This is a genomic window from Pseudomonas boreofloridensis, assembly GCF_030580795.1.
In the GTDB taxonomy this organism is placed as follows: domain Bacteria; phylum Pseudomonadota; class Gammaproteobacteria; order Pseudomonadales; family Pseudomonadaceae; genus Aquipseudomonas; species Aquipseudomonas boreofloridensis.
Map to the genome: position 1 here is coordinate 77,720 of NZ_JAUQOQ010000009.1, position 15,589 is coordinate 93,308.

A 15,589-nucleotide genomic window follows, 5' to 3' on the forward strand; every position below is an offset into this window, starting at 1 on the left:
AGCTCGCTATGGATCACACGCCGTACCGCGATGCAGTCAGGCAGGCTCGCGCTGGCTGTCGAGCAAGGCCATGAACGCCCTGGCCGCATTGGACAGCGTTCGTTCCGTATGCAGGATGTAGCCTAGCTGGCGAGACAGGCATATGCCGGGCAAAGCGATGGATGCGACCTGCCCATCGAGCATGGTGCGCGGTAGAACGCTCCAGGCCAGACCAATGGACACCATCATCTTGATAGTCTCCAGGTAGTTGGTGCTCATGGCGATGTTTGGCGTCAGTCCCTGGCTCTCGAACAGGCGTTGCACGATGTGATGAGTGAACGTATTACCGCCGGGGAACACGGCGGGATGGCGTGCGACATCGGCCAGTCGAACGTGGCTGTCGCGTGCCAGTGGGTGCTCTGGGGCGGCGACGAAATCCAGTGCGTCGTCCCAGACAGGGGTGGCCCGAATCAGGTGATGAGGCTCGGGGGCCAGGGTGATCACGGCAATTTCTGCGCGGCCGTGGAGAACTTCGTCGTAGGCCGCTTCTGAATCGAGAAACTGGATATCCAGCGCCACGCCAGGGTATTCCCGGGTGAACGCCCGCAGGACCGGGGGCAGGCGGTGTAGGCCGATATGGTGGCTGGTGGCCAGAGTCAGGCGGCCGGTCACTTCTCCTGTCAAATTGGTCAGTGCACGCCGTGTGTCGTCCAGTACATTGACGATCTGGTAAGCACGCGGGAGCAGGGCTCGCCCGGCCTCGGTCAGGCTCACCTCGCGGCCGAGTCGATCGAAAAGGCGTACGCCCAGTAGCTGCTCCAGGCCTGCGATGCGTTTGCTGACCGCCGGTTGGGTCAAATGCAGGCGCTCAGCAGCACTCGAGAAGCTGCCGGTTTCAGCAATCGCAATGAAGGCACTGAGGTTTGCCAGATCCACGCTTTCGAATTCCTTTTGGTTATCCAAAGCATAAAAATTATGAATTTGAGTTATTCAATCTAGCCCTTTAGCATCGACCGTACAAGCCAAGGGGTTATTGGCATAGAAATACGCTGATGAGGAACAGTCTGATGGCTGGCAAAACGCTTTACGACAAACTCTGGGATGCGCACGAAGTCAAGCGACGCGACGATGGTTCGTCCTTGATTTACATCGACCGTCACATCATCCACGAAGTGACTTCGCCCCAGGCCTTCGAAGGCCTGCGCCTGGCCAACCGCCAGCCATGGCGCATCGACGCCAATATCGCCACCCCTGACCACAATGTGCCGACCACGCCTGAACGCAAGGGCGGTATCGAGGCCATCGCCGACCAGGTCTCGCGTTTGCAGGTGCAGACGCTCGACGAGAACTGCGACGAATATGGCATCGTCGAATTCAAGATGAACGACGAGCGCCAAGGCATCGTGCACGTGATCAGCCCCGAGCAAGGCGCGACATTGCCGGGCATGACCGTTGTCTGCGGCGATTCGCACACCTCCACGCACGGCGCTTTCGGCGCGTTGGCCCATGGCATCGGTACGTCGGAAGTCGAGCATGTGCTCGCCACGCAGTGCCTGGTCGCCAAGAAAATGAAGAACATGCTGGTGCGGGTCGAGGGGCAGTTGCCTGCCGGCGTCACCGCCAAGGACATCGTGCTGGCGGTCATCGGCAAGATCGGTACCGCTGGTGGCAACGGTCATGCCATGGAGTTCGCCGGTAGCGCTATCCGCGCATTGTCCATGGAAGGCCGCATGACCATCTGCAACATGTCCATCGAGGCCGGTGCCCGCGTCGGCCTGGTCGCCGTAGACGACACCACGATTGCCTACGTCCAAGGACGCCCCTACGCGCCCAATGACGAGCAGTGGCCGCATGCGGTCCAGGTCTGGAAAGGGCTGGTATCCGACGCGGATGCCGTGTTCGACACTGTTGTCGAACTGGATGCCGCCCAGATCAAGCCGCAAGTGAGCTGGGGCACGTCGCCCGAAATGGTGCTGGCGGTCGATCAACGTGTTCCGGATCCGGCGGCCGAGCCAGACCTGATCAAGCGTGGCTCGATCGAGCGCGCCCTCAAGTACATGGGGCTGGCAGCCAATCAGGCCATTACCGATATCAAGCTCGACCGCGTGTTCATCGGATCGTGCACCAACTCGCGCATCGAAGACTTGCGCGCAGCGGCCGAGATCGCCAAGGGCCGCAAGGTGGCGGCGAACGTCAAGCAGGCGTTGGTGGTGCCGGGATCGGGGCTGGTCAAGGCCCAGGCCGAGCGCGAGGGGCTGGACAAGATCTTCCTCGAAGCCGGCTTCGAATGGCGTGAGCCAGGTTGCTCGATGTGCCTGGCGATGAATCCGGACCGCCTGGAGAGCGGCGAGCATTGTGCCTCTACCTCCAACCGTAACTTCGAGGGGCGTCAGGGCGCAGGTGGGCGTACCCATTTGGTCAGCCCGGCCATGGCCGCCGCTGCGGCGGTGACTGGCCACTTCATCGATGTCCGCGAGTTGATCCAAGGGAGCGCAGCATGAAAGCCTTCACCCAGCACACCGGTCTCGTGGCGCCGTTGGATCGGGCCAACGTCGATACCGACCAGATCATTCCCAAGCAGTTTCTCAAGTCGATCAAGCGCACCGGCTTCGGCCCCAACCTGTTCGATGAGTGGCGTTACCTGGATGTAGGTCAGCCCTACCAGGACAACAGCAAGCGCCCTCTGAACCAGGAGTTCGTGCTCAACCACGCCCGCTACCAAGGCGCCAGCGTGCTGCTGGCACGGGAGAACTTCGGCTGCGGTTCGAGCCGCGAGCATGCGCCTTGGGCGCTGGATGAGTACGGCTTTCGCAGCGTCATTGCGCCGAGCTTCGCCGACATCTTCTTCAACAACAGTTTCAAGAACGGCTTGCTGCCGATCATCCTGGCCGACGAAGAAGTGGACGAGTTGTTCAGGCAGGTCGAGGCCAATCCGGGTTATCAGTTGACCATCGACCTGCAGGCCCAGGCCGTCACTCGCCCGGACGGCAAGGTTTTGCATTTCGAGATCGACGCCTTCCGCAAGCACTGCCTGCTCAATGGCCTGGATGATATTGGCCTGACCTTGCAGGATGACGACGCCATCAAGGACTTCGAAATCGGGCACCGCGCTGCGCAGCCGTGGTTGTTTCGCGACGCTTGAGTGAGCGGGCCAGACGCACCGCATCTTGAAACGACCCATGAGGATCGACACCATGACCAGCAGCACCCACGCCGATGTGGTCCAGCGCCAGTTCGGCGAACAGGCCAGCGCTTATCTCAGCAGCCCCGTACATGCCCAGGGCACCGAGTTCGCTCTGCTGCAGGCTGAGCTGCAAGGCCAAGGCGCTGCGCGGGTGCTGGACCTGGGGTGTGGTGCCGGCCATGTCAGCTTCCAGGTGGCGCCCTTGGTGGCCGGGGTGGTGGCCTACGATCTCTCGCAGTCGATGCTCGATGTGGTTGCCAGTACGGCGGCGGCGCGTGGGTTGAACACTATCGTCACCGAGCGCGGCGCGGCCGAGCGTCTGCCATTCCCCGATGCCTCTTTCGAGTACGTCATCAGTCGTTATTCGGCGCATCACTGGAGCGACCTGGGTCTGGCCCTGCGGGAGGTGCGCCGGGTACTCAAGCCCGGTGGCGTGGCTGCTTTCATCGACGTCATGTCGCCGGGCAGCCCGCTGCTCGACACCTACCTGCAAAGCGTCGAAGTCCTGCGCGACACCAGTCATGTGCGCGATTACTCTGCCGACCAGTGGCTGCGCCAGGTCAGTGATGCGGGGCTGTTCACCCGCAGCCACAGCCGCCAGCGTTTGCACTTGGAATTCGCCTCCTGGGTCGAGCGCATGCGCACACCCGAGCCCATGCGCGTGGCCATCCGCCAGTTGCAGCGGGCCATGGGAGAGGAAGTGCGGCAGTATTATCAGATCCAAGCCGACGGCTCCTTCAGCACGGATGTCATTGTGCTGTGGGCCGAGCGCTAGCATTTCGGCGCGGCGCATCCAGCCGCGCTGCTTGAACGAATAGAGGAAAGCATGAGCAAACAGATTCTGATTCTCCCAGGTGATGGCATCGGCCCGGAAATCATGGCCGAGGCCGTCAAGGTGCTGAACCTGGCCAACGAAAAGTTTGGCCTGGGTTTCAGCCTGGCGCACGATGTGATCGGCGGCGCGGCCATCGACAAACACGGCGTGCCGTTGGCCGATGAAACGCTGGAGCGCGCGCGCAACGCCGATGCTGTGCTGCTGGGCGCTGTCGGTGGACCGAAGTGGGACAAGATCGAGCGTGACATCCGTCCCGAGCGTGGCCTGCTGAAGATCCGCGCACAACTGGGCCTGTTCGCCAACCTGCGTCCGGCGATCCTCTACCCGCAACTGGCGCAGGCTTCTTCGCTCAAGCCGGAGATCGTGTCCGGTCTGGACATCCTCATCGTCCGCGAGTTGACCGGCGGTATCTACTTCGGCGCACCTCGTGGTCAGCGCGAGTTGCAGGGCGGCGAGCGTCAGGCCTACGACACCTTGCCGTACAGCGAGAGCGAAGTGCGTCGTATCGCCCGTGTCGGCTTCGACATGGCCCGCGTGCGCGGCAAGAAGCTGTGCTCGGTCGACAAGGCCAACGTCCTGGCATCCAGCCAGCTCTGGCGTGAAGTGGTCGAAGAGGTGGCCAAGGACTATCCGGACGTCGAGCTCAGCCATATGTACGTGGACAACGCCGCCATGCAACTGGTCCGCGCACCCAAGCAGTTCGATGTGGTGGTCACCGATAACATGTTCGGAGACATCCTTTCGGACGAAGCTTCCATGCTGACCGGCTCCATCGGCATGTTGCCCTCTGCGTCGCTGGACGCCGACAACAAGGGCATGTACGAGCCGTGCCATGGCTCGGCGCCGGACATCGCCGGGCAAGGCATCGCCAACCCACTGGCGACCATTCTTTCGGTGTCCATGATGCTGCGCTACAGCTTCAACCAGCAGGTGGCCGCCGAGGCCATCGAGCGTGCCGTCAGCCTGGTGCTCGACCAAGGGCTGCGTACCGGCGACATCTGGTCGGCCGGTTGCACCAAGGTCGGTACCCAGGAAATGGGCGACGCAGTAGTCGCGGCTCTGCAGAATCTGTAATCTCTCTGGCCCGCCGTCGTTTCCCCTCGACGGTGGCCCACTTTTTAGCAAAGGTGTAGTTGCGATGAAACGTGTAGGTCTGATCGGTTGGCGCGGTATGGTCGGTTCCGTGCTCATGCAGCGGATGCTGGAAGAGCAGGACTTCGACCTTATCGAGCCGGTGTTCTTCACCACCTCCAATGTCGGCGGCCAGGGCCCGAACGTGGGCAAGGATACGGCGCCGCTCAAGGACGCCTATTCGATCGAAGAGCTCAAGACCCTCGACGTGATCCTGACCTGCCAGGGTGGCGACTACACCAACGAAGTCTTCCCCAAGCTGCGCGAAGCAGGCTGGCAAGGCTACTGGATCGACGCCGCGTCGTCCCTGCGCATGCAGGACGATGCAGTCATCATTCTCGACCCGGTCAACCGCAAGGTCATCGACCATCAACTGGACGCTGGCACCAAGAACTACATCGGCGGCAACTGCACCGTCAGTCTGATGCTGATGGGCTTGGGCGGGCTGTTCGAGGCCGGTCTGGTGGAGTGGATGAGCGCCATGACCTACCAGGCAGCCTCCGGTGCAGGCGCGCAGAACATGCGTGAGCTGATCCGGCAGATGGGCGGTATCCATGCCGCGGTAGCGGACGAACTGGCCAATCCCGCCAGTGCCATTCTCGACATCGACCGCAAGGTCGCCGAGACCATGCGCGGTGATGGCTTCCCCACCGAAAACTTCGGTGTGCCGCTGGCCGGTAGCCTGATTCCGTGGATCGACAAGGAATTGCCCAACGGTCAGAGCCGTGAGGAATGGAAGGCCCAGGCCGAAACCAACAAGATTCTCGGTCGCTTCAAAAGCCCGATTCCGGTCGACGGCATCTGCGTGCGGATCGGCGCCATGCGTTGCCACAGCCAGGCACTGACCATCAAGCTGAACAAGGATGTGCCGCTGGCCGATATCGAAGGCATGATCAGCCAGCACAATCCGTGGGTTAAGTTGGTACCCAATCAGCGCGAGATCAGCATGCAGGAACTGAGTCCGACTCAGGTCACTGGCACCCTGAACGTTCCGGTTGGCCGTCTGCGCAAGCTGAACATGGGCTCGCAGTACCTTGGGGCATTCACAGTCGGCGACCAACTGCTGTGGGGCGCAGCCGAACCGCTGCGCCGCATGCTGCGGATTCTTCTGGAGCGTTGATCGCTTCGGCGTGTCGAAAAACCCGTGCCGGGCAACCGCACGGGTTTTTTGTTTGTCCGTCAATCAAGTACAGTGCCGCTCCCGCCGTTCCCGTACAAGGATTCAAAGCATGAGCCAAGCCTTAGATATCGCCGTCGTCGGCGCCACCGGCAGTGTCGGTGAAGCCCTGGTGCAGATCCTCGAGGAGCTTCAGTTTCCAGTGGCAACCCTGCATTTGTTGGCGAGCATGGAGTCAGCGGGCAGCAGTGTGATGTTCGCCGGCAAGAAGGTCCGTGTGCGCGAAGTCGACAGTTTCGATTTTGCTCAGGTCAAGCTGGCGTTCTTCGCCGCTGGTGCGGCGGTGAGCCGCAGTTTTGCGAGTAAGGCGCGTGAGGCTGGGTGTTCGGTGATCGACCTCTCTGGCGGGCTCGAAGAGGCGTTGAGCATCGTACCGGAGGCCAACCCTGAGGCGCTGGACGGGCTAAAGCTGCCCGTAGTGGTGTCGAGCCCGAGCAGCGGTGCGATCGCCTTGGCGGTGGCGCTGGCACCGCTTCGAGGTGTGCTCGATATCGAGCGAATTCAGGTCATGGCCTGCCTGGCCGTGTCGTCGCAGGGACGCGAGGCCGTGAACGAACTGGCCAGACAGACTGCCGAGTTGCTCAACGCACGCCCTCTCGAGCCGCGCTTCTTCGATCGGCAGGTGGCGTTCAACCTGCTGGCGCAAGTGGGCGCTACCGATGAGCAGGGGCACGGCACCCTGGAGCGGCGCTTGGTCAGTGAGAGTCGCGTGCTGTTGGGGCTGCCTGAGCTGAAGATTTCTGTGAGCTGCGTTCAAGTCCCAGTGTTTTTCGGCGATAGCTTCAGTGTGTCCGTACAAAGCCGAATTCCCGTGGATGTGCAGGTGGTCAAGCTGGCGCTGGATGGCGCTGCCAGCGTCGAACGCGTGGAGAATGACGATTATCCGACGCCAGTGGGTGACGCAGTGGGGCAGGACGTGGTCTATGTTGGTCGTGTACGCCAGGGAATCGACGCGGATCACCAACTCGATCTGTGGTTGACGACCGACAACGTGCGCAAGGGCGCGGCCCTCAACGCCGTACAATTGGCGCAATTGTTGATTAAAAAAATGGCGTAAAAGATACTGGCCAGCACATTTGTCCTACGCCTGGCAGGTATTGGGGACGATTCATACAAGGGAACAGGTCCATGCTTCGAATTCGCAAATTGGTTCTGGCTATCGCGGCCGCTTCGGCGCTGTCGTCCGGCATGGCCAATGCACTCGGTCTTGGCGAGCTGACCCTCAAGTCGGCGCAGAACCAGCCGCTGGACGCCGAGATCGAGCTGCTCGATGTACGCGACCTGACCCCTGCGGAGGTGGCGCCTAGCCTGGCGCCCGCCGAGGAGTTCGCCAAGGCTGGCGTGACGCTACCGGCCTATCTGCAGGACCTGAGCTTCACCCCGGTGATCAACCCCAACGGCCGCAGCGTGCTGCGTGTCACCTCCAGCAAGCCGCTGCCCGAGCCTGTCATCAAGTTTCTGGTGCAAGTGATGTGGCCGCAAGGGCGCCTGCTGCGTGACTACAGCGTTGCGCTCGACGCGCCGCAAGCTGCCACTGCCGCGCCAGCGCAGGGAACCGTCAACCCGGCGACCACTGCGGGCAGCTACACCACCCGTCAGCGTGACACGCTCTGGCAAATCGCTGCGCGCAATACCCAGGGTGGCTCGATTCAACAAACCATGCTGGCGATCCAGGCTTTGAATCCTGACGCCTTCATCGGTAACAACATCAACCAGCTCAAGACCGGCCAGGTGCTGCGCCTGCCGGATCAGCAGCAGATCCGCGCCATCCCCCAGGGCGAAGCGATTCGTGAGGTGGCCGAACAGTACGCCGCCTGGCGCGAAGGACGGCGCCTGGGGCCTCGCGCTCGGCAATTGGACGCGACCCGTCGTGGCGCCGCCGATGCTGCCCCGGCACGGATTGCCCAAGGCGATAACCTGCGCCTGGTCTCACCGAATAACCAAGGTGCTGCGAATGACGCCAAGGCCCTCAGCGACAAATTGGCGGTCGCTCAGGAGAGCCTGGATACCAGTCGCCGTGACAACGAAGAACTGCAGAGTCGAATGACCGATCTGCAAAGCCAGTTGGACAAGCTGCAGCGCCTGATCGAACTGAAGAATGATCAACTGGCGCGTCTGCAGGCTCAAGGTGACGCGGCGCCGGCCGCTACGGTAGCGCCGCCGCCGGTCGAGCCTGCGGTGAATGCCCAACTGACGCCGGCCGAACCTGTGGTCGTACCCCCTCCGGCTGCGGTCGACACCGCGCCGGTGCCGGAGCCAGAGACCGCTGCCCAGCCCCAGACCGAACCGAGCATGCTCGACGATCTGCTGGGTAATCCGTTGTTGCTGGGACTGTTGGCCGGTTCGGCGTTCCTGGTCCTGCTGCTGTTGCTGCTGCTTCTGGCGCGCAAGCGCAAGGCGCAGCAAGAGGCGGAAAAACATCTGCGCATGGCGCGGGCGCTGGCCGAGGACGATGAGCGCGGGCCGGACCCAGACTTGCCGCCAGGCAGCTTCGATGGCCTGGACGTGTCTGCCCCCACGGTGACCCTGTCGCCGGCGGTGGTGGCGGCCTCTGCAGCGGCCGCCGCCGCGGCTGAGAAGCCGGTCGCTGCCAGTGCGCCTGTGGTTGCCGATCGCTATGCCGCACTGTTGGCCGAGGTCGATGACAGTGTCGCCAAGGGGCGTCTGAACCACGCCGCTAGCCTGCTTGAACCTATTGTGGCTGCTGAGCCGCAGCGCAGCGACCTGCGCCTGAAGTTGATGGAGGTCTATGCGCGTCAAGGCGATCAACACGCCTTTGCCGAGCAGGAGCACCAGTTGGCCGACACCCCGGAGAATCAGGGTGAAGTCGAAGGCATCAAGCAGCGTTACCCGGCCATGGTTGCCGTCGTGGCTGCGACGGCAGCCGTCGGGCTCGGAGCCGCCGCTTTGGCAGCAGAGCAGGATGAGCAATATGTCCAGGAGCTGTTGCAGGACCCAGAGCCGCTAGTCGAGGCGCAGCCTGAGCCCGTGCAAGCCGTCGAGCCCGCGCCGCAGGACGCGAGCGAAGCTGACGTCGAATCCATCACGGCCACGCCGGATTTGGGCGACGACTTCGACCTGAGCCTGGATGACGACCTGCTGTTGGACGAGCCGCTCGACGCGCCGGTGCTCGACGCCCCAGAAGCACCGCAGGCCGACCAGATGCAGAGCGGCGCAGACGACGATTTCGAGGCGCTGCTGGCGCAGGCTCAGGCGCAGGCTCAGCCGCAGCCACTGGATGATCTGGCGGACTTCGACCTGGATGTCGGTGAGCCTGCTGCTGCCACGCCAGCCGCAGACAGCGAGACGCCCGTTGATGTCGCTGCCGAGCTTGCGGCGTTCGACGAGATTCCTGAGTTCGATCCGATTTCCGAACTGGAACTGCCGGAGGACTTCGACCTGTCGTTGTCGCTGGATGACGCAACACCCGCCGACAAGCATTTCGCGTCTGAGCTCGATGATGTCAACGCCGAACTGGACAAGCTTTCGCAGAGTCTGGCGTCGCCTTCGCTGGAACCGCATTTCACCGCCGAGGATGCGGCGCTCGAGCCCGAAGCCCTGGACGACCTGGATTTCGATTTCTTCTCCGGGACCGATGAGGTGGCGACCAAGCTGGACCTGGCGCGTGCCTACATCGATATGGGGGACCATCAGGGGGCCCGCGACATCCTCGATGAAGTGGTCAAGGATGGTGACGATACCCAGCGTCAGGAAGCCGAGGACATGCTCTCGCGTCTGGTCTGACAGGCAGCGTGCTTGAGGTGGATGACGGCAGCCCAGTGGGCTGCCGTTTTCTTTATAATGGCCGCCTTTCGATCAGCTCCACAGGTTTGGCTTTCTTGGACATCAACGACATCGAGGCGGCCGAGTCGGCCGCCGAAGGCTACTCGCGCATCGCCCTGGGCGTGGAATACAAAGGGTCGCGCTATCGCGGCTGGCAGCGTCAGGCCAGCGGCGTGCCCAGTGTCCAGCAGGCGCTGGAGCAGGCGTTGTCGAAGGTCGCCGACGCGCCGATCAGCGTGGTGTGCGCCGGGCGCACCGATGCCGGTGTGCACGGTTGTGGTCAAGTGGTGCACTTCGACACGTGCGCGGTGCGCGACGAGCGCGCCTGGACCTTGGGCAGCAATTTCAACCTGCCCCACGACATCAGTGTGGTCTGGGCGCGGCCAATGCCTGCGCACTTTCACGCACGATTCAAGGCGACCGCTCGGCGCTACCGCTACGTGATCTACAACGATCCGATCCGTCCGGCGCACCTCGCCGAGGAAGTGACCTGGAATCATCGCCCGCTGGACATCGCCGCGATGGCCCAGGCGGCCGAGTACCTGCTCGGCACTCATGACTTCAGCGCGTTTCGCGCCAGCCAGTGTCAGGCGAAGTCGCCGATCAAGCACATCCATCACCTGCGTGTGACGCGCCACGGTCGCATGATCGTGCTGGATGTACGTGCCACCGCTTTCCTGCATCACATGGTGCGCAACATCGCCGGCGTGCTGATGACCATCGGCGCCGGCGAGCGGCCGGTGGAGTGGGCACGGCAGGTGCTGGAGGGGCGCAATCGGCGCGAAGGCGGTGTCACCGCCCACCCCTACGGCCTTTATCTGGTGCAGGTGGAGTACCCGGACGAGTTCGCGCTACCGCAGCGTTACATCGGTCCACACTTTCTCACCGGCTACGAGTCGCTGTCCGACTGACGGGCGATACGTCATTTGCTAACATCCGGCCCTTCACCGATCACCCAGGGTTGTCGTCCATGAGCAACGTGCGCACCAAGATCTGTGGCATCACCCGCATCGAGGATGCCCTGGCGGCTGCCGAAGCGGGAGCCGACGCCATCGGCTTCGTGTTCTATGCCAAGAGCCCGCGCGCGGTGGATGTACGCCAGGCCCGGGCCATCATCGCCGCGCTGCCGCCTTTCGTCACCACCGTGGGCCTGTTCGTCAATGCTTCGCGTTGCGAGCTGAGCGAGATCCTCGAAGTGGTCCCGCTGGACCTGCTACAGTTCCACGGCGATGAAACACCGGCCGATTGCGAGGGGTACCATCGTCCGTGGATCAAAGCGCTGCGCGTGCGCCCGGGCGACGATCTGCAGGCGGCCTGCGAGCACTACCATGGCGCCCGCGGCATTCTGCTCGATACCTACGTGCCGGGTGTGCCGGGCGGTACGGGTGAAGCGTTCGACTGGTCGCTGGTGCCGGCAGGCCTGAGCAAGCCCATCATTCTGGCCGGAGGATTGTCGGCGGGTAACGTCGCTCAGGCGATTCGCCAGGTTCGACCCTATGCGGTCGATGTCAGTGGCGGGGTCGAACAGGCCAAGGGCATCAAGGATGCGGGCAAGATCGATGCCTTCCTCGAGGCGGTCAGGCTGGCATGAGCTTGGATGTGACGGTTGGCCGTGCGCCATCGTCCATAGCTATCGCAGCGCGATGCTGCCGGGCCGGCCCTGCGGGGCGGGCCATCAGAACACGCGGCGCCGCGGGCGTCGGCGTACAGGTTGAAGGTGGAGTGGTGCAACGGGTGGTCCCGTTGGCCGGTCCATCATCGTTTTGAACACGATTTTGAGCTCAAGGGTCGGGGCAGGGCAGGCGACAGTCAGCCCGCCACCGGCCGGAACGGGAGAAATAGAGCATGAGCAACTGGTTGGTAGACAAACTGATCCCTTCGATCATGCGTTCCGAGGTGAAGAAGAGCTCGGTACCGGAGGGCCTGTGGCACAAGTGCCCATCCTGCGAAGCCGTGCTGTATCGTCCGGAGCTGGAAAAAACCCTCGACGTCTGCCCCAAGTGCAACCATCACATGCGCATCGGTGCCCGTGAGCGTATCGATATCTTCCTCGATGCCGAAGGGCGTGCCGAATTGGGTGCCGACCTGGAGCCGGTCGACCGTCTGAAATTCCGTGATGGCAAGAAGTACAAGGACCGCCTGACCGCTGCTCAGAAGCAGACGGGCGAAAAAGATGCCCTGGTGTCGGTCAGTGGAACGCTGATGGGTCTTCCGGTTGTCGTCAGTGCCTTCGAGTTCTCGTTCATGGGCGGTTCCATGGGCGCCATCGTCGGTGAACGGTTCGTCCGCGCTGCAAACCATGCGCTGGAACACCGTTGCCCGATGATCTGCTTCTCCGCCTCGGGTGGTGCGCGCATGCAGGAAGCGCTGATCTCGCTGATGCAGATGGCCAAGACCTCTGCGGTGCTGGCACGTCTGCGTGAAGAAGGCATTCCGTTCATTTCGGTGCTGACCGATCCGGTCTACGGTGGTGTATCGGCCAGTCTGGCCATGCTGGGCGACGTCATCGTCGGCGAGCCCAAGGCGCTGATCGGCTTCGCCGGCCCACGCGTGATCGAGCAGACCGTGCGCGAGAAGCTTCCCGAGGGCTTCCAGCGCAGCGAATTCCTGCTGGAGCACGGCGCCATCGACCTGATCATTTCGCGTCAGGAACTGCGTCCGCGCCTGGCCCGACTGCTGGCGCAAATGACCGGCCAGGCCACGCCTGAGCAGGCCCAAGAAGCCGCCGTCGTCGCGTGATGAGCGAGCGTACCCTGGGTGAGTGGCTCGCTTACCTGGAACAACTGCATCCCTCGGCGATCGACATGGGCCTCGAGCGATGCCGGCAGGTGCTGGCGCGCCTCGACCTGGGGCGCCTGGCTGCGCGAGTGGTGACGGTAACCGGCACCAATGGCAAAGGCTCGACCTGTGCCTTCGTCGCCGCGCTGTTGCGCGCCCAGGGGCTCAAGGTGGGTGTCTACAGCTCGCCGCACCTGGTGCGCTACAACGAGCGGGTACAGATCGATGGCAACGAGGCCAGCGACCGTGACCTGTGTCGGGCCTTCGCTGCCGTAGAGGCCGCGCGTGGCGAAATCTCCCTGACCTATTTCGAGATGGGTACCCTGGCGGCCTTCTGGTTGTTCAGGCAGTCGTCCTTGGATGCCGTTGTGCTCGAAGTGGGGCTGGGCGGGCGTCTGGACGCCGTCAACCTGATCGACGCCGACCTGTCGCTGGTGACCAGCATCGGCGTGGACCATGTCGACTATCTGGGCGATACCCGGGAGCAGGTGGCCTTCGAGAAAGCCGGTATCTTCCGGCAAGGCACGCCAGCCTTGTGCGGCGATCTCGACCCGCCCCAGCCGCTGCTGGACAAAGTGTCCGAATTGGCTTGCCCGTTCTTCTTGCGCGGGCGCGATTTCGACCTGGCGAGCACTGACGCACATTGGCAATGGCGTGGTACCACGCTCAGGGGCGAGGCGGTGGAGTTGGTCGATCTGCCCCAGCTCGACTTGCCGATGGAGAACGCAGCCCTGGCAGTGCAGGCGTACCTGCTGATGGATCTGCCCTGGGTTGCGTCGGATATCGCCCGGGCGCTGCTGGGTACCCGCATGACCGGCCGCCTCGACCGTCGCACGGTGACGTGGCGCGGCCAACGGTTGGAATTGCTCCTGGATGTCGGCCACAACCCCCATGCTGCCGAGTACCTGGCACGCCGCTTGGCCACCCGGCCTGTCTCCGGGCGCCGCCTGGCGGTGTTCGGGCTGCTGGCGGACAAAGATCTCGAGGGCGTGGTCGCGCCGTTGCTGCCACTGGTCGACTCCTGGGCGGTGGCGCCGCTTGAGACGCCGCGCAGTCGCACCGGGCAGGAGCTTGCCATGGCCTTGACGAACCACGGCGCGACGGTGAAGTCATATGCCAGTGTCGCCGCTGCCCTCGAGGGGCAATGTGCGCAGGCAACGGCAGATGACCAGATCCTGCTGTTCGGTTCGTTTTTCTGCGTCGGCCAGGCCCTTGAATGGCTTGAGCGGCAGGCCCTGGAGGATGGAGTAGATGGCAGTGCTGGATAAGGGAATGAAGCAGCGCATGGTGGGTGCGCTGGTGCTGGTGGCGCTGGCGGTGATCTTCCTGCCCATGCTGTTCACCCGTGAGGACGAGATGCGCCAGGTGCATGTCGAAGTGCCTCAAGCCCCGGCGATGCCAAGCCCGTCCGAGGTCAAGGTCGAGCCGGTCCAAGTGCCTGAGCCTCAGCCGCTGCCCGATCTTTCCGAGCAGGCGCCGGTGGTGGTCGATGAGTCCACAGCGCCTCCCAGCGCTCCCAGCCAGCCGATCACGCCGTCGCCGTCGCAGAACACCCAGCCCGCCGCCGCGAAGCCTCAGGCGCCCGTTGCCGATGCCAAGGTCGAAAGTCGTGCTGCACAACCGGCTGCCCAGCCCCCTGCGGCCAGTGCAACGGCCAGCAAGCCGGCGGCAGCTTCCAAGGTCGATGCCAATGGTTTGCCGGTGAGTTGGTCGATCCAATTGGCCAGCCTGTCCAATCGTGCAGGCGCCGACACTCTGCAGAAAACCCTGCGCAGCCAAGGCTACAACGCCTACATTCGCTCCACCGGTGGACTGAATCGGGTATTCGTCGGCCCGATCATTGACCGTGCCGAAGCCGAGCGTCTACGCGATACGATCAACCGCCAGCAGAGCCTCAAGGGCATCGTTGTGCGCTTCCAGCCTGAGCGCGGTTGAGTCCATGCGGCCCTGTTCAGCCTGCGCTCAAGCGTCGGCCAAACAGGGCCTTTTTGTGCGCGCGGGTGGGGTGCCGAGGCTTGTTAAGTTGTCTTGGAAGTCAAGCTGCAAGCCTGCAACGGCGTGACTTTCCGCTTACCCCACGCCCTTTGCTCTGCTAAAATGCGCCGCCTCAAACGTCTGCAGGCCGTACCGTGGCATTTACCTGGGTTGATTGGGCGATCATCGCGATCATCGCCATTTCCTCACTGATCAGTCTCAAGCGCGGTTTCGTCAAGGAAGCCTTGTCCCTGCTCATCTGGATCGTTGCCGGCGCGGTGGCGTGGATGTTCGGCGGGTCCCTGTCGCAGTACCTGGAAAGCTATATCCAGACGCCTTCGGCACGGGTCATCGCAGGCTGCACCATTCTCTTCATCGCCACGCTGCTGGTGGGGGCGATGATCAATTTCCTCATCGGCGAGCTGATCCGCGTGACCGGGCTGTCCGGCACCGATCGCTTTCTCGGCATGGCCTTCGGCGCCGCGCGCGGAGGCTTGCTGGTGGTGGTGGCCGTCGGGCTGCTCAGCCTGGGTCCGGTACAACAGGATTCGTGGTGGCAGGAATCACGCCTGATACCACAGTTTCTATTGGTCGCCGACTGGTCGAAGAACCTGATCCTGGGCTTCGCGGGTCAGTGGATGTCCAATGGGATCAGCTCACCGGTTGATCTTCCGTTCAAGGAACAGTTGCTCGGACCTTCCCGGCCCTGAGCGCTTTTCACTCCGTTTCATCAAAGTAGGGGTTGCGT

14 protein-coding genes are annotated in these 15,589 nt (G+C 63.1%); 13 read left to right on the forward strand and 1 reads right to left on the reverse strand.

Annotated features, from left to right (window positions below; translation table 11 throughout):
• Positions 1-36: 36 nt before the first annotated feature.
• Positions 37-915 (reverse strand): LysR family transcriptional regulator, encoded by an 879-nt coding sequence (locus Q6A47_RS13010; RefSeq protein WP_029614179.1) that lies wholly within the window; start codon positions 913-915, stop codon positions 37-39.
• A gap of 131 nt (positions 916-1,046) precedes the next feature.
• On the opposite strand from Q6A47_RS13010, the gene leuC reads away from it, so the two are divergent.
• The 13 genes from leuC to Q6A47_RS13075 all read left to right on the forward strand — a co-directional run bounded on the left by leuC (position 1,047) and on the right by Q6A47_RS13075 (position 15,551).
• The gene (gene leuC / locus Q6A47_RS13015; RefSeq protein WP_304484487.1) at positions 1,047-2,480 is read left to right on the forward strand and encodes a 3-isopropylmalate dehydratase large subunit; all 1,434 of its coding nucleotides are present in this window, start codon (positions 1,047-1,049) and stop codon (positions 2,478-2,480) included.
• Positions 2,477-3,121 (forward strand): 3-isopropylmalate dehydratase small subunit, encoded by a 645-nt coding sequence (gene leuD, locus Q6A47_RS13020; protein ID WP_304484488.1) that lies wholly within the window; start codon positions 2,477-2,479, stop codon positions 3,119-3,121. The genes leuC and leuD overlap by 4 nt, the downstream gene beginning before the upstream one ends.
• A 52-nt stretch (positions 3,122-3,173) precedes the next feature.
• Positions 3,174-3,938, forward strand: coding sequence for a class I SAM-dependent methyltransferase (locus Q6A47_RS13025; RefSeq protein ID WP_304484489.1), 765 nt, complete (start codon positions 3,174-3,176; stop codon positions 3,936-3,938).
• 51 nt (positions 3,939-3,989) lie between these two features.
• A complete protein-coding gene (leuB, locus tag Q6A47_RS13030) occupies positions 3,990-5,072 on the forward strand; it encodes a 3-isopropylmalate dehydrogenase (protein WP_116887834.1) in 1,083 nt (360 codons plus the stop codon).
• Positions 5,073-5,136: 64 nt separating this feature from the next.
• The gene (gene asd / locus Q6A47_RS13035) at positions 5,137-6,249 is read left to right on the forward strand and encodes an aspartate-semialdehyde dehydrogenase (protein WP_039576342.1); all 1,113 of its coding nucleotides are present in this window, start codon (positions 5,137-5,139) and stop codon (positions 6,247-6,249) included.
• Between the two features lie 109 nt (positions 6,250-6,358).
• Positions 6,359-7,363 (forward strand): aspartate-semialdehyde dehydrogenase, encoded by a 1,005-nt coding sequence (locus Q6A47_RS13040; protein WP_304484490.1) that lies wholly within the window; start codon positions 6,359-6,361, stop codon positions 7,361-7,363.
• Between the two features lie 71 nt (positions 7,364-7,434).
• Positions 7,435-10,050, forward strand: a complete 2,616-nt coding sequence (locus Q6A47_RS13045) for a motility hub landmark protein FimV (protein ID WP_304484491.1) — start codon at positions 7,435-7,437, stop codon at positions 10,048-10,050.
• A 95-nt stretch (positions 10,051-10,145) separates the two neighbouring features.
• Positions 10,146-11,000, forward strand: coding sequence for a tRNA pseudouridine(38-40) synthase TruA (gene truA, locus Q6A47_RS13050; RefSeq protein WP_029614181.1), 855 nt, complete (start codon positions 10,146-10,148; stop codon positions 10,998-11,000).
• Between the two features lie 59 nt (positions 11,001-11,059).
• Complete coding sequence (locus tag Q6A47_RS13055; protein ID WP_039576348.1) at positions 11,060-11,680, forward strand: phosphoribosylanthranilate isomerase; 621 nt, start codon at positions 11,060-11,062, stop codon at positions 11,678-11,680.
• Between the two features lie 254 nt (positions 11,681-11,934).
• The gene (gene accD / locus Q6A47_RS13060; RefSeq protein ID WP_029614183.1) at positions 11,935-12,828 is read left to right on the forward strand and encodes an acetyl-CoA carboxylase, carboxyltransferase subunit beta; all 894 of its coding nucleotides are present in this window, start codon (positions 11,935-11,937) and stop codon (positions 12,826-12,828) included.
• Positions 12,828-14,135: a bifunctional tetrahydrofolate synthase/dihydrofolate synthase gene (gene folC, locus Q6A47_RS13065; RefSeq protein WP_304484492.1), complete on the forward strand. Its 1,308-nt coding sequence runs from the start codon at positions 12,828-12,830 to the stop codon at positions 14,133-14,135. Before accD ends, folC begins: the two co-directional genes overlap by 1 nt.
• Positions 14,119-14,802 carry an SPOR domain-containing protein gene (locus Q6A47_RS13070; RefSeq protein WP_304484493.1) on the forward strand — a complete coding sequence of 228 codons (684 nt, stop codon included), beginning with the start codon at positions 14,119-14,121 and terminating at the stop codon, positions 14,800-14,802. Before folC ends, Q6A47_RS13070 begins: the two co-directional genes overlap by 17 nt.
• 194 nt (positions 14,803-14,996) lie before the next feature.
• The gene (locus Q6A47_RS13075; protein WP_029614185.1) at positions 14,997-15,551 is read left to right on the forward strand and encodes a CvpA family protein; all 555 of its coding nucleotides are present in this window, start codon (positions 14,997-14,999) and stop codon (positions 15,549-15,551) included.
• Positions 15,552-15,589: the final 38 nt, after the last annotated feature.

What these genes read in the sequence shown, in the direction of transcription:
- leuC (WP_304484487.1), top strand. Translation starts at nt 1,047, where the DNA reads ATGGCTGGCAAAACGCTTTACGACAAACTCTGGGATGCGCACGAAGTC.
- leuD (WP_304484488.1), top strand. Translation starts at nt 2,477, where the DNA reads ATGAAAGCCTTCACCCAGCACACCGGTCTCGTGGCGCCGTTGGATCGG.
- Q6A47_RS13025 (WP_304484489.1), top strand. Translation starts at nt 3,174, where the DNA reads ATGACCAGCAGCACCCACGCCGATGTGGTCCAGCGCCAGTTCGGCGAA.
- leuB (WP_116887834.1), top strand. Translation starts at nt 3,990, where the DNA reads ATGAGCAAACAGATTCTGATTCTCCCAGGTGATGGCATCGGCCCGGAA.
- asd (WP_039576342.1), top strand. Translation starts at nt 5,137, where the DNA reads ATGAAACGTGTAGGTCTGATCGGTTGGCGCGGTATGGTCGGTTCCGTG.
- Q6A47_RS13040 (WP_304484490.1), top strand. Translation starts at nt 6,359, where the DNA reads ATGAGCCAAGCCTTAGATATCGCCGTCGTCGGCGCCACCGGCAGTGTC.
- Q6A47_RS13045 (WP_304484491.1), top strand. Translation starts at nt 7,435, where the DNA reads ATGCTTCGAATTCGCAAATTGGTTCTGGCTATCGCGGCCGCTTCGGCG.
- Q6A47_RS13055 (WP_039576348.1), top strand. Translation starts at nt 11,060, where the DNA reads ATGAGCAACGTGCGCACCAAGATCTGTGGCATCACCCGCATCGAGGAT.
- accD (WP_029614183.1), top strand. Translation starts at nt 11,935, where the DNA reads ATGAGCAACTGGTTGGTAGACAAACTGATCCCTTCGATCATGCGTTCC.
- folC (WP_304484492.1), top strand. Translation starts at nt 12,828, where the DNA reads ATGAGCGAGCGTACCCTGGGTGAGTGGCTCGCTTACCTGGAACAACTG.
- Q6A47_RS13070 (WP_304484493.1), top strand. Translation starts at nt 14,119, where the DNA reads ATGGCAGTGCTGGATAAGGGAATGAAGCAGCGCATGGTGGGTGCGCTG.